Source organism: Nonomuraea sp. bgisy101 (assembly GCF_057708945.1).
Map to the genome: position 1 here is coordinate 13,323 of NZ_JBYITD010000038.1, position 17,300 is coordinate 30,622.

The window sequence follows — 17,300 nt, forward strand, 5'->3', positions numbered from 1 at the left end:
CTATCTCGGAGCACCGACAGTTGGCTCCCGCCCGGCCATGCCGTTCATCACTCAGACCAGCCGGGTCCACGAGGTGGAGCACGCCCCGGCGGGCGGCGAGGTCGCCGGCCTCACACACAGCTGCGCCCACGCGCGCTCGACGCCGTTCCTGGTGAAGGTGGGCAGCGCCCTGGTCCTGTTCGAGCAGTTGCGGTTGGTGGCTGCCTGCCACCGGGTGACGACCCGCCTGGCCGAGTCCTCCTGGAGGCGGACCAGCAGGATCACCCACGTGCACTTCTCGTCGTGGGCGTCGCTGACCTGGGGCAGCCTGACGGTCAGCCTGCCCGAGCCGATCGAGGCGTTGACGCTGGCCCAGTTGCCCGACGGCCCGTGGACCGTGGTGACCGAGGAGGCGTGGGCAGGGGCGGCCGTGAGGACGAGGCCGGTCAGCAGAGCGGTGGCTAAGAGTGGCTTTCTCATGGTCATCTCCTAAGGACACGATCGTTGGTAGGGAAGCCCGCCGGTCAGGCGCGTCCACTCCCCTTCGTCGAAACCGCCGTGCGAGATCCCGCACGCGGCCGCCACGGGGTCGCGCAGCACGGCGGCGTAGGACGCGAGGTCCCACACGACGGCTCCTGTCTCGGCGCCGACGGCGAACATCCGCCTGCCGTCGGCGCTCAGCGTGACCGCGTCGGCCGCCGGCAGCGTGGCGTACCTGCGCGCCTGGCCGGACGACTCCAGGCGCCACAGGCTGACGGGCCCGCCGCCCGCACCCGTGTACGCCACGGCCGAGCCGAGGGCGAAGCCGACGGACGAGACCACAGCGCCGTCGTTGGCCAGGCCGGCCAGACGGACGGGCCGCACGGGATCGGAGACGTCCCACAGCGTGGCGAGCTTCGCGCTGCCACCGGTGAGCAGCCTGCGCCCGTCGGATGACAGGGCGGCCGAGACGATCCCGGAGGGGTCGGCGGCGAACGACCCCGCGAGCACCGGCCTTCCAGGCTCCTCGAGTGTCCACAGCCTGACCAGGCCATGGGCGTCGCCGGTGGCGGCCAGCCGCCCGTCCCCGCTGAGCGCGACGGCGTCCACCGAGCCTGCAGGGCCCGCGCCCCGCGGCAGTGGTACTGGATCGGAGGTCGGGCCGGGCCACAGCGTCGCGCTGCCGTCCTCCGCGCCGACCATGGCCATGCCGCCCGTGGTCGCGGCCGCCGTGACCCTGGCCCCGGGCGGCCGGGTAACCGGCCGACCGGCCGGCGGGGTGTCCGGCGGGGTGGCGCCGGCCTTCCACATGACGGCGCTGCCGTCCTCCCTGCCGACCAGCACGGCGGTGCCGTCCACGGCCAGCGCCGACACCTCTCCCGCGTCCTCGGCGAGGGCCGCGGCTCTCGTGAGGCCGGAGCCCAGCTCCCACAGCGTGACCGCGTGCTCGGCCGTCACCGTCACCAGCCGTCCGCCGTCGCCGGCGAGCGCCCCTCGCCCGACGTCCGGCTGCGGCAGCCGCGCCAGTACGGCGGGCGGCCGCAACCTGGCGGTCTCCCACAGGACCGTCATGCCGTCGCTGTCGGTGGTCACCAGGTCGGAGGTGACAGGGTCGAAGGCCGCGGCCGTGATCCCGCCGGTGCGCCCGCCGACCACGGCCCGTTGGACCGGCGCGCCCTCGCTCACCTCCCAGACGATCGTGCGCCCGTCACCGCCCGCCGTGGCCAGGAGCCTGCCGTCGCCGTTGAAGGCCACGGCGTTCACCGCGGAGGCGTGTCCCGCCAGATCGGCCACCAGCCTCGGGCTGGCCCCCTCGATGTTCCACAGGTAGGCGCGCGAGCGCTGCCCGCTCGTGGCGATCGACCTGCCGTCGGGGCTGACCGCGATCGCCCAGGTGACCTGCGCCTGTTCCCCTTCGACGGGCGCCGGGGACGAGAAGCGCACGGCGCTCCCGTCGGCGGGCGTCCACAGCGTGCAGTCGGTGAACCTGGTGGAGGTGACGACGCGCCTGCCGTCCCTCGTGAAGGCCACGGACCTGACGGGGTCGTCCTTTCTCGTCTCCAGGACGGCCTCGGCCCGGTCGCCGCCGACCGGCCACACGAGCGCGCCCTCGGCCGCTCCCAGCGCGAGCCGCCCGCCGTCCGGGCTGAACGCCAGCGCGTAGACCCTCCCGCGGCCCGGTTCGAGCGTGTCCGTCCGCGCCCAGTCGGACACCCGCCAGACGATCACGATGCCGTCGTCCCCGCCGGTGACCAGCGTGCGGCCGTCGGGGCTGAACGCCGCCGCTCGCACGTTGCCGGCGTGGCCGCGCAGCGCCGCGAGGCGTACGGGGGCGTGAGGCCGGGAGGTGTCCCACACCTCGGCCGTCCCCTCCAGGCCCACGGTCGCCACCGTCCGGCCCGCAGGGCTGTAGGCGAGGCCCAGCAGGTCCTGGTCCGCGCCCTTCAGCCTGGCCCCGTAGGAGGTGCCGGCGAGCAGGCCGACCAGCGCGGCCTCGTGGCGCTCGCCAGGCTCGACGGCGAGCGCGGCGAGGGCCAGGCGGAGCGCGGCCGGCGGATCGGCCTGGATCTGGGCGTTGGCCTGCAGGACGAGGGCGCGGGCGGTCGCGCTCCTGCGCGCGGCTTCGGCGCTGCCGTACAGGTGGAGGGCGATGCCGCCGGCGGCCACCGACAGGACCAGCAGGACGCCCAGCACGGCCGACAGCAGCACCCTGCGCCTGGCGCGGCGGCGGGCGGCGAGGATCTCGCGCTCCTCCAAGGCGAGCGAGGCGTCGAGGAAGGCGCGGGCGGCCGGGCCCACCGGCCTGCCCTCGGCCCACTCGCGGGCGAGCGACAGCCTGGCCCCCCGGTACAGGCCCGCGTCGTCGCCGGCCCATGCCGCCGCGGACTCCAGCACGCGCTGCTCGACGAGCAGGCCGGTCCTGTCGGAGTCGAGCCAGCCGCGCAGCGCGGGCCAGGCCGTCAGGAGCGCCTCGTGCGTGATGGCGACGGCGACGCCGTCGATGGTGATGAGCCTGGCGGTGTCGGCGGCGAAGGCGTCGATCACTTCGCAGGCCGCCAGCGCGTCGGGCACCTCGGCCAGCAGCCGGTCCAGGTCCGCCCGTCGCCGGGTGTCGTCGGTGCCCTCGCCCACGTGGACCAGGCGCAGGAAGACCGCACGGGCCGCCTCCGGTGAGGGCAGCGAGGCGAGGACGTCGTCCGCCGTGGCGGCCAGCGCGCCGCCGATGCCGCCCGCGGCCTGGTAGCCGGCCACCGTCAGCGTGCCGCCGCGCCGCCGCTGCCAGGTGACCAGCAGGGCGTGGGACAGCAGCGGGAGCCGTCCCGGCTCCGTGCCGAGGTCGCGCAGCAGCAGCTCGACCAGGCCGGGTTCGAGGGTGAGCCCGGCAGCCAGCGCGGGCCGCTCGACGGCCGCGCGGAGCTCGTCGGCGCTCATCGGACCCACGACGACGGGCCCGCGCTCCAGACCGGCCCTCAGCTCGGGTACGGCGGCGCACCTGCCGAGGAAGTCGGCGCGCACGCCCAGCACGACCCGCCCCGTGAACCCGGGGAGGGTCCCCGCGATGAACGCCTCCTCGAACTGGTCCACCACCAGCACGTCCACGTCCGGGGGAACGGGCTCCGACGGCGTGATCACCGCTATCGAGGTGCCCGCCGCGCGCTGCTTCAGCGCGGGCACGAGCCCCGCCCTCAACAGCGAGGACTTCCCCGAGCCCGACGCCCCTGTGACGATCAGCGGCTCCGGGTCGTCCAGCCGCCTGACCAGCGTCTCCACCAGGCGTTCCCTGCCGAAGAACAGCGCCGCGTCCGCCGTCCCGAACGCCTCCAGCCCCTTGTAGGGCGAGCCGTCGAAGGACGCCGCGGGCGCCTGCCGTACCGGAGGGTGCCCGGCCGAGGGTGCGCGGAGCAGCACCAGTTCGCCGGCTCTCCCCGTGGTGCGGACGCGCGGCCTGGGAAAGCCCGCGGCGGGGAGGTCCCTGCTGAGGTGGCGGTGCAGGCCGGCGAGGGTCAGCACGGGCGGTGGCGCGGACAGCAGCCGCAGCAGCGCGCCGCTGAAGGCGGTGTGGCGCAGCCCCTCGGGGGCGAAGGAGGGCTCGCTGCGTCCCGCCGAGGTCAGCACGTAGGCGCCGGAGATCTCCGCCACGTCCCACGGGTCCGACATGCCGTCGATGGCCCGCCCGGAGAAGCAGCAGTCGAGGACGACGACGAGCGGCCCCTCCACGTTGTCGAGCAGGTAGCGGCGTAGCAGGTCGTACGGCAGCGCCGTGTGCTCGAGGCCGAGGGGGCGCGAGACGGTCTCCGCCGCCGCCAGGTGGAGCGCGCCGCGCCTGCTGACCAGGCCGTGCCCGGCGTAGTAGACGATCAGCGGCCCTTCGGCGGACGCGGCGGAGGCGATCGCGTCGCCCATCTCGCGCGGCGAGGCGGGATCGAGGACGACCCGCGCCGAGGCGAGCCCGCACCTCGTCAGGAGCGCCTCGCGCAGGTCGTCGAGCGTGCGCGCCACCGCGGGCAGATCGGGCAGGTCCGACCCGGGGGCGTGCGTGCCGGTGCCCAGGAGCAGCGCGCTCGCGCCCTCGAAGTCACCGGCCGTCACGCGTCAGCCCCCCTGCGCCCACACCCCGTCCCAGCCGGAGCACCTGCCGGTGGGCTTGGTGGAGGTCCCGCGGCAGACCCTGCCCTCCATCGAGAGCATCGTCCCCGGCTTGAAGGCGAACTTCAACGCCCTGTTCGAGCAGTTCTTGATGGTCTTGGACCTGTGCGCGCCGACGTCGGTCGTCCACCTGAACGCGAGCCACGAGCAGCCCTTGCCCGTGTCGGTGAGCCTGCCCGAGACGGTGAAGACGGACCCGTCGAGGGTGACCAGGCCATGGGCCCTGCCCGCCGCGTTCGTGGCGGAGACGGGACCCCAGTGCCACACCTGTGGGGGCGCGGCGAGCACGGCGACCAGCGCGATGGCGGGGAGCATCATGCCCTCATGGATAGCTCACCCCGCTTGCAGGGCTCTTGCCGTCTCTCTCAACTTCGACAAGGCCAGGCGGGCGTACGCCGGTGACGCCCCCGCCAGGCCGCAGGCGGGTGTGAGGACCACCCTGTTCTGGAGCTCCTCGGCGGCGAAGCCGAGCCGCTCCCACAGCTCCACGGCGGGCTTGGCGATCACCTTGAGGTCGGGCAGCCTGGTGTCGACGCCAGGCACCACGCCGAGGAAGAAGTCGACGCCCGCCTCCACGGCCTCGCCGATCGGGTCCTCGTCGCGCCGGGACAGCAGCGACGCGTCCAGCGAGACGGCCCGCACGCCCGCCCTGCGCAGCAGCGCGATCGGCACCCTCGGCGCGCAGCAGTGCACGACCGCCCCAGGGAACAGCCGCAGCGACTGCTCCACCCGCCACTCCTCCACCGCGGCCAGCCGCCCGAACCCCGAGGCCGTCGGGACGGTGCCCGCCAGCACCCCCGGCAGTCCCGGCTCGTCGAGCTGCAGGACGATCTCGATGACGCCGGGCACCCGCCTGCGCACGCTCGCGACGTGGTCGGCCACCCCCTGCGCCAGCGAGTCCGTGAGGTCCCTGACGGCGCCGGGGTCGGACAGCATCTTGTCGCCGTGGCGCAGCTCGATCGCCGCGGCGAGCGTCCACGGCCCGCACACCTGCAGCTTCAGCGGGCCCGCGTAGCCCTCCGCGACCTCCTCGAGCCCGTCGAGGTCGCGTGCCAGGTGGTCGACGGCCCTGCGGTGGTCGCGGCCCGGGCGGGAGGCGAGCCGCCAGCCCGAGGGCTGGACCTCCACCGGCAGGTCGACGAGCAGCGAGGCCGTGCGGCCGACCATGTCGGCGCCGACGCCCCTTCCCGGCAGTTCGGGCAGGTACGGCAGGCCGGGCAGCTCCCCGAACACCGTCCTGAGGGCCTCGAGATGGTCCTCACCGGGGTGCGATCCGATACCGCTTGCGCCAAAAGACATGGGCCCAGCCTAGAGCGGCAGCCGGGCCGTCACCTCCGTACCGCCGCCCTCCCGTCTGCCTGCCGTACAGGCACCGCCCGTCTCGGCCGCGCGTTCCCTCATCGAGGTCAGCCCGACGCCCGCGGGCGGGGACGCCGGCAGTCCGATCCCGTCGTCGGAGACGACCACGCGCAGCTCGTCGCCGGTGCGCAGCAGCCGCACCAGGCACGCCGTGGCCCTGGCGTGATCCTAGGCGCGGGATGTCCCGCCGTCACGGGACAGGAGCCCTGACCTATCGTGGGGAGGATGAAGCTCACCAAATACGGTCACGCGTGCGTCAGGATCGAGAAGGACGGCAAGGTCCTCGTCATCGACCCCGGCACGTTCAGCGATGCCGCCGCCCTCGACGGGGCCGACGCCGTGCTGATCACCCACAACCACTTCGACCACGCCGACCGGGACAAGCTGCTCACCCTGTCGCCCGAGGTCACGGTGTGGACGTGTGAGGGGGTCGCGTCGGGCGCGGCCGAGGGGCTGCGCGTCCAGACCGTACGGCACGGCGACGCGTTCGAGGACGCGGGGTTCTCGGTGAAGGTGTTCGGCGAGTGGCACGCGGCCAACCACCCCGACGTGCCGATCGTGGACAACGTCGGGTTCCTGGTGGACGAGGAGCTGTTCTACCCGGGCGACGCGTTCACGGTGCCGCCGGCCGAGGTCGGGACGCTGCTCGTGCCCACGGGGGCGCCGTGGTTGAAGCTGTCGGAGGTCATCGAGTACCTGCGCACGGTGAAGCCCGCCCGGGCGTACTCGACCCACGACGCCCTGTACAGCGAGGCCGGGCTGGGACTGGTGGACAACTGGCTGAAGATGGAGGCCGACAAGCAGGGGGCGGACATCCGCCGCCTGGCGGTCGGTGACTCCGTGACGCTGTCCTGACCCGCTGACCTCGGCGGGACCGCCCGGGCCCCGCCGGTTCGTCAGGAGGCGGTGGAGATGGTGGCGGAGCCGATGACCGTGTCGCCCGAGTAGAGCACGGCCGCCTGCCCCGCCGCCACCCCGGTCGCGGGCCTGTCGAGGCTGATGACGACCTGGCCGTCCCGCTCCTCGAAGTGGCAGCCGTACACCTCGCCGTGCGCCCGCAGCTGCACCGACAGGTCGTCGAAGCGGTCGGGCCCGTTCCACACCGGCCTGGTGCAGACGATCTCGGAGACCTGCAGCGCCTCCCTCGGCCCGACGGTCACCGTGTTGGACACCGGCTCGATCGACAGCACGTAGCGCGGCCTGCCGTCGGCGGTGGGACGGTCGATGTGGAGGCCCTTGCGCTGGCCGACCGTGAACGCGTAGGCGCCCTCGTGCGAGCCGACGACCGCCCCCTCCTGGTCGACGATGCTGCCCGGCTCCTGGCCGAGCCGCTTGGCGAGGAAGCCGCGCGTGTCGCCGTCGGCGATGAAGCAGATGTCGTGGCTGTCGGGCTTGTCGGCGACGGTCAGGCCGCGCCTGGCCGCCTCCACGCGCACCTCGGCCTTGGTGGAGTGGCCCAGAGGGAAGATCGCGTGCTTGAGCTGCTCCCTGGTGAGCACGCCGAGCACGTAGGACTGGTCCTTGCCCTGGTCGACGCTCCTGGACAGCACGCCGTCCTCGAGCTTGGCGTGGTGGCCGGTCGCCACCGCGTCGAAGCCCAGCGCCAGCGCCCTGTCGAGCACCGCCTCGAACTTGATCTTCTCGTTGCAGCGCAGGCACGGGTTCGGGGTACGGCCCGCGGCGTACTCGGCCACGAAGTCCTCGACCACGTCGCGCTGGAAGCGCTCGGCCATGTCCCAGATGTAGAACGGGATGCCGATCACGTCGGCGGCGCGGCGGGCGTCCCTGGAGTCCTCGACCGTGCAGCAACCCCTGGCGCCCGTGCGGTGGGATTGCGGATTGGCCGAGAGCGCCAGATGCACACCGGTGACATCGTGACCGGCCTCGGCGATCCGAGCGGCGGCCACGGCGGAATCGACGCCGCCCGACATGGCGGCAAGCACACGCAGTCCCATGACGATTCGAGACTACCGTCCGCCGGTGGCTTCCCGGCCCCGCGGGCGGCCCTTCGGCGGTGGCGCCGGTCGAGCGTGGAGGCGCGGGACCGGCTCGCCGTACCGGACGGGATCGGAGAGATGCGCGCCTGTGGGGTGCGAGAATGCTGGGTTATGCGACTGTTCGGGCGCAAGGACGACGAAGAAGAGGCCGGCGCGACCGGCGACGGGCTGGCGGAGTTCTGGGAGTGGTGGCAGCAGACCAGGCCCCAGATCGACGCGCTGGTCGAGGCGGGTGAGGCAGAGCGGCTGTCAGAGCTGATCGCGCCCGCCGTCACCGCGATCCATCCCGGCCTGGTCTGGGAGGTCGCCCCGGGCAGGCAGGCCCAGCAGGCGCTGGTGGTGACGTCCGCGGGCGACCCGGAGCTGCGCTCGCTGGCTCACAGGTGGGTGAAGGGCGCGCCGGAGAGCGACGCGCTGTGGGAGTACCACCCTTCGCGCCAGGCCAACCCCGAGGCGATGGAGCTGACGCTCGACGTCGGCGGCTACGAGTTCGCGCTCGACAAGCTGCTGCTCGGCCTGCGCGTCCCGAGAGGGAACCCGCGCATGGACATCGCGGCCTTCCACCCCGTCTTCGTCATGCTGGACGAGGAGACCCGCATGGAGGCCACGCTGCTGGCCCTCGACTGGCTGCTCGGCGAGGACGACGTGGCCAGATGGGTCGGCGAGATCACCGCCGCGACGTTCCAGCCGATCGACTCCGTCGAGGCGGTGCACCTGCCCGCGGTGATCGCCGACCTGGCCTCCGAGTTCGCCGAGGAGCAGTGGGCGCTGCTCGAAGGACAGACCGCCGGCGGCGCGCCGCTCGTCGCCACGGCCCGCTATCCGCTGCGGCCCGTCGACTACCCGCTCTACGACCAGCACATCCAGATCACCCTCCCCTACGCGCGCGCCGACGAGAACGGCCTGCCGGTGGGCGAGTCGCTCGCGTCGCTGCGGGAGTTCGAGGAGCGGCTGGCCGCCAGGCTCAGCAGGTTGCACGCCGACGGGGTGCTGGCGGCGCACCTGAGCGCGGAGGGCGCCAGGGTGATCCACGTCTACGCCGACCCGACCGGCGAGGCCGCCATCCACGCCAAGGAGCTGATCGTGAGCTGGGAGGAGGGCCAGCCGCTCGTCGATGTGGTCACCGACCCCGGCTGGACCTCCGTCGCCCCCTTCCTCTCCTAGCGGGCCACGGGCGCCCGCGAGGCACCCGGCGGTGCTCTGGGCGCGCTCGCGCGGGAACGCGGTGCTCTGGTACGGCTGCGCGCTCAGCCGTACCAGAGGCTGGGGATCAGCCCACGGCGTACGCCCGGGTGATCGTCTGGGTCAGACCGGCGCCCGCGGCGTCGGTCACCACCGCGCGGAGTGAGACGAATCCCGGCGTGCGCGGGTTCGGAACCACGGCGGTCCACCCCTGGCCGGTGCGGACGACCGGGATCCGGCGCCAGGTCGTGCCGTCGTCGGAGGACATCTCCAGCCGGACCGACTTCACCTCCGCCTTCGCGGACCCCGGGTTCCGCTCGGTCCACATCGGCAGCGGCGTCAGCGAGCCCGGCTTGGCGCGGTTGGAGTCGTCGAGCCCTGCGGGCGCGTAACGCATCGCCATCAGCGGGAGCGGTCGCTCCTCGGCGGTGTTCGAGGACGTGAACGTCCAGACGGACTCCACTCCCGTGGAGAGCGCCGAGTAGGGCACCTGCCTGCGCATGGACGCGGTCAGCGTGTAGGCGGCGGACTCGGCGGGGAGGTCGGCGCGAAGCTCACACGCCTTCGGCTCGTAGATCCCGCAGTTCGCGAGGTCGGCCTTGGCCACCACCCGCCCGTCCCTGGTGAGGGCGGCGGTGCCGGTGGCGGCGCTGTCCGAGCCCGATCTCCCCGCGCCCCCGTCGGCGAACGACCCGACGGCGGAGAACGTGAGCCTGTCCCCGGTACGGCTGCCGCCCGGCAGCAGGAACGAAGGGCCACTGACCGCGGTGTTCCACACCTCGCTGGTCTGACCGCGCTTCATGACCTTGCCGCCGTCCATGAGGACGGACGTGCCGACCTCGAGCCCGCTATCGTAGGTCAGCCCCGGAGTCCGGTACTGGGTGAGCGTGCCGGGCAGGCTGATCTCACCGACCAGCCTCCCCAGGTTCATGCCCGGCATGTCGATGGCGCGGAATCCGGCGAGCGGCATGCCCGTGGCCGCCACTCCTGACGCCTTGTAGGTCGAGATGACCTTCGCCAGGTCCTGCTGCCTGGCGTTGTAGGTGGGATCCTCGGGGATGCCGTCGGTGTGGTGGTGGACCAGGTCGTAGACGTACGGGCTGGGAGAGGCGTCCTTGCTATGCCACAGGGTCCCCAGATGGTAGGTCAGCCCTGGCAGACGGACGGGAACGACGAAGAACTCGCTGTTGACGTCGCCGCCCGCCAGCACCCAGGAGTTCCACTTGCCATGGGCGAGGCCGTAGCTGAAACTGCGCTGAGGCTGGGCGGTCGGGTCGTCGAGTGTGACCTTGGCCGGCTTGCCCTCGCGAGCGTCCACCGCCAGTTGCCGGTCACCGCCGTCGACCTTCAGCGGCTTGACGGCGATCGTGTCCACCCACTTCCCGTCGATCTTCTCGGTGATCTCGGTGTGGAGGTTCCAGTCACCCTCGGGCAGCCTGATCTTGGCGACGCCGTTCCGGAAGGCCGGCTCGTGGATGGTCCCGCTCGTCGGGTCGTAGACCGTACTGGCCCTGGGGTCGACCGGCTGCCCCTGTCTGCCGGTCGCCGTGATGGTGACGTCGTAGGACTCCGGCTCGACGTAGGCGCCGGCCAGCGTGCGGATCACGGTCTCACCCGACCGGGCGGTGACCGTCCCGGCGTAGTCGCCTGGCGCCTTGCCGCCCGCGTCGATGGTGAGGGTGACCGAGGCCTCGCCCTTCGCGGGCACCTCGACCCGGTCGGCGGACAGCTTCAGCACCTCGCCGTCGACGGCGAGGTCGAGGCCGACCGGGGCGTCACCGGCGTTGGCGTAGGTGATCGTCCTGGTCGTCACCCGCTCGCCCGTGCCGTTCCACGGGAAGGCGGCCCACACGTTGCCCGGCGTGGCCACGACCTGCTGCTTGAGCGCGCGCACCAGGTCGACCAGCCCGGCGCCCTGCTGGTAGAGCGTGGCATCGTTCGACGGCTTGGCGCTGCCGATGAGCGCGGCCTTCAGCTGCGCCCCCGTCCACTCGGGGTGCCGCTGGGCCAGGATCGCGGCCGCTCCCGCGACGTGCGGCGAGGCCATCGAGGTGCCGCTGTAGGCCACGTAGGGGCCGTCGGCCGTGCCGGAGGCCGCGGCGGCCACGATGCCCACGCCCGGCGCGGTGACGTCCGGCTTGATCGCGTGGTCGCTCGTCCGCGGCCCCACGCTGGAGAAGTCGGCCAACCGGTCCTGCTTGTCGACCGCCCCCACGGTCAGCGCGGCCTCGGCGCTACCGGGGCTGCCGACCTTGCCGTTGGGGCCGCCGTTTCCCGCCGCGGCGACGAACAGGGTGCCGGTCCGCTCCGACAGCGTGTTGACCGCCTGTTCCAGCGGGTCGAGCTCCAGGCTGTCCACGTCGCCGAAGCTCATGTTGACGACCTTGGCCTTGACCTCGACCGCCGCCCATTCCATGCCCGCCAGGATGGCGGAGTCTGTCGGGCCCGAGGCGTTGCCCACCTTGCCGACGGCCAGCTTCGCCTCCGGCGCCACCCCGCGGTACTTCTCGCCCCTGCCCGCGACGATCGAGGCGACGTGGGTGCCGTGGCCGAGAGTGTCGCGGACGTCGGGGTCGGTGCTGAAGTTGCGCGCCTGGACCACCGCGTCCTTCAGGTCGGGATGGTCGGGGTCGTAGCCGGAGTCGAGCACGGCGACCGTGACGTCCTTGCCGGTCATGCCCTGCTGCCACGCCTGGGGGGCGCCGATCTGCTTGACGCTCTGGTCCAGGGAGTAGGACCGTCGGCCGTCCAGCCACAGCTTGGTGGTGCCCGCCGCCAGGGCGCGGGCCCCGCCGCCGGTCAGGTCCTTCCACGCCTGCCCTGCGCCGGCCTTGGGCACGCTCGACGCGCTCATCCCGAGGCTGGACAGCCGGCGGGTCTGTCGTGCGCCCTGAGGGGCCAGAGCCTGGCCGTCCGCCGCCTGCGAGATCACGGGGATGTCGGGGGTGTCGGCGTCGCCGTATCCCCAGGCCAGCAGCTGGGTGACGTCGAACAGCCGCCGGTCCAGCACCCCCTGGGCGACCAGCGCATGGGCGTCGGACGGGATCACGTACAGGTGCCCTCCGCGCACCTGGCTCGCGAAGCGCACCCGCCTGCCGGGTCCCGGCTCGACACGGTGGCCGCGGCCGGTGACCACGACGCGGTCACCGGTGATCAGGGTGACCCCGCTCGCCTTGGCCGTGCCGGCCTGTGCCTGCGCGGTCGGGGGCGACGGCTCCTGGGCGGGCGTCATGCCGACCGCCCCGGCCAGGAGCGCGGCGATGAGCGACTTTCCTAATGTCATGACCTGCCTCACGGGTGAAGGAAACGATCTCCCTTTGTTCGCCGAAGTCCGCGATCGGGTTCTCGCTCTCTTCACCCGTGCAGGTCACGCCACTGCGGCAGGCACTCCTTGCGAGGCGATGCGCAGCGCCTCGACGAGCCGCCGGTACAGCTCGTCGGACTCCAGGAGCTCCTCGTGGGTGCCCTGGGCGCGTACGCGGCCGTCCTCCATCACCACGATCAGGTCCGCGTCGATCACCGTCGAGAGCCGGTGGGCCACCGTGACCACCGCGCCGGCCTTCGCGCGTGACCTGATGCACTCCTGGACCGCCGCCTCGGTCAGCCCGTCGAGCTGGGCTGTCGCCTCGTCGAGGAGCAGCACGTCAGGGGTGCGCAGCAGCGCCCTCGCCAGCGCGATCCGCTGCCGCTGGCCGCCCGACACCGAGGTGGAGGACAGCGCCGTGTCGAGCCCGTCGCCGAGCCTGTCCACCATGTCGGCCAGCCGTACCTCGGAGAGGACCCGCCGCAACTCCTCCTCCGTGGCGTCGGGGTGGGAGAAGAACAGGTTGTCGCGGATCGTGCCCGGCACGATCGGCGTGTCCTGCTCGACGTAGGCGAGCCGTTCCCGCACCTGCTCGTGCGTCAGCCCGGTGTACGGCACGCCGTCCAGCAGGATCTCTCCCCGCTGCGGCTCGAGGAAGCGCAGCAGCAGCGAGAACAGCGTGGTCTTGCCCGCGCCCGACGGCCCGACGATCGCCGTGTGGCCCCTGCGCGGGATCACCAGGTCGACGCCGCGCACGGCCGGTTCGGCGTCGGGCCCGTAGGCGGCCGAGACCTGGCGCAGCTCCAGGATCGGGCCGCCGGACGCGGCGGCCCCCTCCTGCCGCGTCACCGGCACGTCGCTCTCCAGCTCGAGGTCGTCGACCGCCCTGATGCGCTCGGCGGCGGCGATCCCCGACTGGAGCGCGGTGATGTTCTGGCTCAGCTCGGTGACCGGCTCCATCAGCGCGAACGCGTACAGCAGGAACGCGATCAGGCTGGACACCTCCAGCAGGCCGGCTCCGACCCGCCATGCGCCGATGCCGAGAATGAGGATGATCGCGAGCTGGATGCCCGCCCACGCGAGGGTCCAGGCGATGGCCTCCCTGCGCACCGCGAGGACGCTGTGGCGGGTGGACGCGCGCGCGTCGGCGATGATGCGGTCGGCCTGGCGGTCCTCCGCCCTGCTCACCTTGATCGTCCTGATCGCGCGCAGGGCGCTTTCCAGGACGCCGCCGAGCCTGCCCACGTGTTCCTGCGCCTGCTCCTGCGCCTTGGCGATGGCCGGCATGAGGACGGCGAACAGCACGCCGACCACCAGCACCGCGGCGACCGTGGTGCCGAGCAGCACGAGGTCGAGCACGCCCATCAGGACAAGCGTGCCGATGAGCATGATCACGCCGTTGATCAGCCCGATCACGCTTGAGGACGCGGCCTCGCGCAGCAGCACGGTGTCGGAGGTGACCCTGGTGACGAACTCGCCCGTCGGGCGCCTGGTCACCTCGGACACCTTCGCCCTGAAGAGCCTGCGGACCATCGCCTCGCGGGCGTCCAGCACGACGCGCTCGCCGAGCGCGCCCAGCAGGATCCACTGGCACGACCAGATGGCCGCCCCGATCAGCAGCAGCACCAGCAGTGCCGCGACCGGGCCGTCGAGCGAGGCGGAGGCGCCGAGCGAGTCGAGCACCCACTTGGTCACCATGGGCGTCGCCAGGCTCAGCCCCGAGCCGACCAGCGCGAGCAGCAGCCCGATCGCCAGCCTGCCCTTGTGTGGCCTGGCGAACGACCACAGAACGCGGAGTCGCGGGAACTTGGGAACACTCATGCTCTCCAGTGGAACACAGCTGTTCCATAACGGTCAAGCTCGTTCCACAGTGGTGCACGGTGAGCTAATGTGGAACACATGACGACTGTTGAGACAGGGATGCGCGCACGGACCAGGCGCGCGATCCTCGACGCCGCGGTCGCCACGCTGTCGAAGAACCCCGGCGCGTCGCTGAGCGACGTCGCCGCGGCGGCCGGAGTAGGCCGCACCACGATCCACCGTTACTTCCCCGAGCGGTCCGACCTGATCACCGCCATCGGCGACGACCTCCTGGAGAAGATCGCGGTGGCCACCGAGCGGGCCCGGCCGGGCGAGGGCCCCGCGCTCCAGGCGCTCGACCGGCTGTGCCAGCAGTACTTCGAGCTCGGCGACGGGCTCATGCTCGTCTTCGCCGAACCGCACCTGATGGCGGGCGAGAAGTGGGAGGTCGAGACTCCTTCGGACCGGGCGCTGCTCGAACTGATCGAGCGCGGGCACGCCGAGGGCGTCATCGACGCCGAGCTGCCCGCGGACTGGGTGCAGCAGCTCGTGTGGTCCGTGCTCTACACCGCGTGGCAGCACATCCGCGACTCCGGCGCGTCCAAGCACGAGTCGCTGGGGCTGTGCCTGCGCTCGCTCAGGAAGTCCCTCGCTACGTGAGGCCGCCGGGACGCCAGGAGCGGGGCATCAACCCGGTGGTCGCCGCGGCCCGGTCCTCCTCCGGGCTTGCCTTGGCCCGCCCTGGCCTGGTCCGCGTGACGTAGCGGAAGGGAAGCCCTCCAGGAGCGGCCAGCATCCCGCCGAACCGGGTGTCGCCCGCGAACCAGACCTCCTGCCCCGCCCCCGCGCCCTCATCAGGACGCCCGCCCTCCCGCGGACGCCCGCCGTTCCCCGAACCGGCACCGCTCCCCAGACCCGCGCCGCCCCCCGGACGCCCGCCCTCCCCCGGACGCGCGCCCTCATCGGGAGGCGGGAACGAGCACTGGGCCTGCCCGTCCGGTCGCAGCAGCACCACCCGGCTCTGGTGTGCCCATCGCCGCCCCCGCTCACGCCGTCCTTCGGCGGCGACCACGCGGACGACCTCGACGGCACAGGGCCACACCTGCCAGCCGTACGTGGTCATGATCGCTCTCTCCTTCCGCCGCGCCCTGCGCCACAGCAGGACAGGGCCGGCGGTCACCAGAAGGACCACGGCGAGGGCGACGGCCGCCGCCGACCCAGGGCCTTCCCTCACAGCCACGAGCGCCAGCGCCAGGGCTTCGACGGCGAGCACGACGAGGCCCACGCGCAGGCCCCTCTCCCGGCCCCGCAGGACCTCGTCCACGCCGGGCGTGTCGATCGCCGCGCCCGGCAGCACCCGGTACCCGAAGTCCTCAGCGAGCATCCACGTCCTCGGCTCCCGCGCCGCGCGGTCGTATCGCGTCGGTACCCGGCATCCGCGCGGGGTGCCAGACCTGACGGCGGGTCGTCGCCCCAGGCGACGCCGTCGTCCGACGATCGGCCTGGCCTGTCACCGGCACCCCTGGGCAGGTCGCACCGGGCCGTGGCAGTGCCAGGGTCAGGAGGTAGCCGTCGATCGCGGCACGGGTGCAGGGGCTGAAGTCATAGGTCCGGTGGCCGACGCCCTCATAGGTGAGCAGCACGCTGCCCGGCATCCGCCGCGACACCGTCACCGCGAACTCGTGCGGAGTGGCGACGTCGTGGCGGCTGTTCACCAGCAGGGCCGGCGGCGTGCCGTCCCTGAACCGGTAGGGCCGCTGCGGGTAGCGGGTGGTGATGTCACGTCCTTGGCAACCCACGACGTCTCTCCAGCCGGTGAAGGTCCATCGCAGATGCGGGGCCGCGTGCCGTACGGCGTCGCGGAGCCGTACCAGCTCGCGGAAGTCGCGGATCGGCCAGCGGAAGTCCGCGCAGAAGATCGCGCTGTACGGGTCCTGGTTGGTCCGCGGCGGCTCCCCTTCCCGGGTGGTGCGTGGTGCGGCCTGACCTTTCAGGACCGCCAGGTAGTCGCCCAATCCGGGCCACAGTGACTGGTCCGCCATGCCGAACTCGGCTCTGCCCGCCAGCCACTCCGGCGTCAGCGCGAAGTCCGGGAAGTCCGGATCGCGAAGCTCCCCGCGCTCGGCCCTCGCCCTCAACTCGTCGAACACCTTCACCACGTCCTGCCCGCTGAGGGCGCAGCCGGACGACGGCTCACCGCACCACTCCGCGAACAGGTGGAACGCCCGTTCCGACGTGCGGACCCTGGTCGTCAGGAAGTCCTGCGGCCGGCGGAGGCTGTGATCCAGGTTCCCCTCCAGCACCAGCGCACGCAGCCGGCGGGGGAAGAGCTCGGCGTACAGCTGGCCGAGCAGCGTGCCGTACGACAGCATGTAGAGGGAGATCGTCCGCTCCCCGAGGGCGGCACGGATGGCCTCGACGTCACGGGCCACGCTCATGGTGTCGGCGTGGTCGAAGATCGGCCCTGACAGCCGGCGGCACGCCTTGTCGTAGGCGTTGAGCCTGGCCAGCATCTGGCGGTATTCCTCGGCGGTGGCCGGATTGTCTGGCTGATTGGGGATCGCCGGGCAGAGCACCGGCGGGCTGCCGGGGACGCCCCGGGGGTCGAAACCGATGAGATCGAACCGCTCCAGCAGCTCCGCCGAGAACACGTCGGCGGCGTCGACGGTCGCCTCCACGCCCGCGATGCCCGGGCCCCCGAGGTTGAACACCAGCGAGCCGATGCGGCGGGACGGGTCCGTCGCCTTCCGCCTGGCCACCGCGATCTCGATCATGGCGCCGCCGGGGTGATCCCAGTCCATCGGCACGCGCACCGACCCACACTCGACCACCGGGTCAGCCAAGTCCGCCGAGTCCGCCTTCTCCGCCTGGCCCGCCGGGCAGGGCCGCCAGGAGATCGGCGGCGCCGCCGACGCGCGAGCAGGAACGGCTAGCGGGCCCAGCAGGAGAAGCACCGACATGATCCATCGGGATGTTCGCATCATGATCAACGGTCCACCTGCCCCTGGAGACGCGCGTGCCGCAACCTTCACCCCGGAGATCATCGGTGTCAA

General features: G+C 72.8%; 12 protein-coding genes and 1 pseudogene. 3 read left to right on the top strand and 10 right to left on the bottom strand.

Going from position 1 to position 17,300, the window contains the following annotated elements:
• Positions 1 to 51: 51 nt before the first annotated feature.
• The 5 genes and pseudogenes from AC3EO4_RS45795 to AC3EO4_RS45815 form a co-directional block, all read right to left on the bottom strand.
• A complete protein-coding gene (locus AC3EO4_RS45795; RefSeq protein ID WP_431902186.1) occupies positions 52 to 459 on the bottom strand; it encodes a hypothetical protein in 408 nt (135 codons plus the stop codon).
• 9 nt (positions 460 to 468) lie between these two features.
• A complete protein-coding gene (locus tag AC3EO4_RS45800; RefSeq protein ID WP_431902189.1) occupies positions 469 to 4,548 on the bottom strand; it encodes a caspase, EACC1-associated type in 4,080 nt (1,359 codons plus the stop codon).
• Between the two features lie 3 nt (positions 4,549 to 4,551).
• Positions 4,552 to 4,923 carry a hypothetical protein gene (locus AC3EO4_RS45805; protein WP_379576140.1) on the bottom strand — a complete coding sequence of 124 codons (372 nt, stop codon included), beginning with the start codon at positions 4,921 to 4,923 and terminating at the stop codon, positions 4,552 to 4,554.
• A gap of 15 nt (positions 4,924 to 4,938) precedes the next feature.
• Positions 4,939 to 5,904 (bottom strand): methionine synthase, encoded by a 966-nt coding sequence (locus AC3EO4_RS45810; protein ID WP_431902191.1) that lies wholly within the window; start codon positions 5,902 to 5,904, stop codon positions 4,939 to 4,941.
• Between the two features lie 9 nt (positions 5,905 to 5,913).
• A pseudogene (locus AC3EO4_RS45815) lies at positions 5,914 to 6,117 on the bottom strand (ATP-binding protein); the annotation flags it as partial.
• Between the two features lie 72 nt (positions 6,118 to 6,189).
• Between AC3EO4_RS45815 and AC3EO4_RS45820 the strand changes: the two are divergent.
• Positions 6,190 to 6,819, top strand: a complete 630-nt coding sequence (locus tag AC3EO4_RS45820) for an MBL fold metallo-hydrolase (RefSeq protein WP_379576142.1) — start codon at positions 6,190 to 6,192, stop codon at positions 6,817 to 6,819.
• 41 nt (positions 6,820 to 6,860) lie between these two features.
• Here AC3EO4_RS45820 and mnmA read toward each other — a convergent pair whose 3' ends face one another.
• Positions 6,861 to 7,919, bottom strand: a complete 1,059-nt coding sequence (gene mnmA / locus AC3EO4_RS45825; RefSeq protein ID WP_379576143.1) for a tRNA 2-thiouridine(34) synthase MnmA — start codon at positions 7,917 to 7,919, stop codon at positions 6,861 to 6,863.
• Between the two features lie 153 nt (positions 7,920 to 8,072).
• On the opposite strand from mnmA, the gene AC3EO4_RS45830 reads away from it, so the two are divergent.
• On the top strand, positions 8,073 to 9,125 hold the full coding sequence (locus AC3EO4_RS45830) for a DUF695 domain-containing protein (RefSeq protein ID WP_431902194.1): 1,053 nt from the start codon (positions 8,073 to 8,075) through the stop codon (positions 9,123 to 9,125).
• Between the two features lie 106 nt (positions 9,126 to 9,231).
• Here the strand turns inward: AC3EO4_RS45830 and AC3EO4_RS45835 are convergent, their stop codons facing one another.
• The gene (locus tag AC3EO4_RS45835) at positions 9,232 to 12,426 is read right to left on the bottom strand and encodes a S8 family serine peptidase (protein WP_431902195.1); all 3,195 of its coding nucleotides are present in this window, start codon (positions 12,424 to 12,426) and stop codon (positions 9,232 to 9,234) included.
• An 84-nt stretch (positions 12,427 to 12,510) separates the two neighbouring features.
• A complete protein-coding gene (locus tag AC3EO4_RS45840; RefSeq protein ID WP_379576146.1) occupies positions 12,511 to 14,268 on the bottom strand; it encodes an ABC transporter ATP-binding protein in 1,758 nt (585 codons plus the stop codon).
• Between the two features lie 78 nt (positions 14,269 to 14,346).
• Here AC3EO4_RS45840 and AC3EO4_RS45845 point away from each other — a divergent pair, with 78 nt between their 5' ends.
• Positions 14,347 to 14,907 carry a TetR/AcrR family transcriptional regulator gene (locus tag AC3EO4_RS45845; protein WP_379576147.1) on the top strand — a complete coding sequence of 187 codons (561 nt, stop codon included), beginning with the start codon at positions 14,347 to 14,349 and terminating at the stop codon, positions 14,905 to 14,907.
• On the opposite strand, the gene AC3EO4_RS45850 is transcribed toward AC3EO4_RS45845, so the two are convergent.
• Positions 14,900 to 15,631: a hypothetical protein gene (locus tag AC3EO4_RS45850; protein ID WP_431902199.1), complete on the bottom strand. Its 732-nt coding sequence runs from the start codon at positions 15,629 to 15,631 to the stop codon at positions 14,900 to 14,902. The genes AC3EO4_RS45845 and AC3EO4_RS45850 overlap by 8 nt on opposite strands.
• Complete coding sequence (locus tag AC3EO4_RS45855) at positions 15,621 to 17,207, bottom strand: alpha/beta hydrolase (RefSeq protein ID WP_431902202.1); 1,587 nt, start codon at positions 17,205 to 17,207, stop codon at positions 15,621 to 15,623. Before AC3EO4_RS45855 ends, AC3EO4_RS45850 begins: the two co-directional genes overlap by 11 nt.
• Positions 17,208 to 17,300: the final 93 nt, after the last annotated feature.

Coding starts and splice junctions, on each gene's coding strand:
- AC3EO4_RS45855 (WP_431902202.1), bottom strand. CDS start 17,207: ATGTCGGTGCTTCTCCTGCTGGGCCCGCTAGCCGTTCCTGCTCGCGCG.
- mnmA (WP_379576143.1), bottom strand. CDS start 7,919: ATGGGACTGCGTGTGCTTGCCGCCATGTCGGGCGGCGTCGATTCCGCC.
- AC3EO4_RS45805 (WP_379576140.1), bottom strand. CDS start 4,923: ATGATGCTCCCCGCCATCGCGCTGGTCGCCGTGCTCGCCGCGCCCCCA.
- AC3EO4_RS45795 (WP_431902186.1), bottom strand. CDS start 459: ATGAGAAAGCCACTCTTAGCCACCGCTCTGCTGACCGGCCTCGTCCTC.
- AC3EO4_RS45840 (WP_379576146.1), bottom strand. CDS start 14,268: ATGAGTGTTCCCAAGTTCCCGCGACTCCGCGTTCTGTGGTCGTTCGCC.
- AC3EO4_RS45835 (WP_431902195.1), bottom strand. CDS start 12,426: ATGACATTAGGAAAGTCGCTCATCGCCGCGCTCCTGGCCGGGGCGGTC.
- AC3EO4_RS45850 (WP_431902199.1), bottom strand. CDS start 15,631: ATGCTCGCTGAGGACTTCGGGTACCGGGTGCTGCCGGGCGCGGCGATC.
- AC3EO4_RS45820 (WP_379576142.1), top strand. CDS start 6,190: ATGAAGCTCACCAAATACGGTCACGCGTGCGTCAGGATCGAGAAGGAC.
- AC3EO4_RS45845 (WP_379576147.1), top strand. CDS start 14,347: ATGACGACTGTTGAGACAGGGATGCGCGCACGGACCAGGCGCGCGATC.
- AC3EO4_RS45810 (WP_431902191.1), bottom strand. CDS start 5,904: ATGTCTTTTGGCGCAAGCGGTATCGGATCGCACCCCGGTGAGGACCAT.
- AC3EO4_RS45830 (WP_431902194.1), top strand. CDS start 8,073: ATGCGACTGTTCGGGCGCAAGGACGACGAAGAAGAGGCCGGCGCGACC.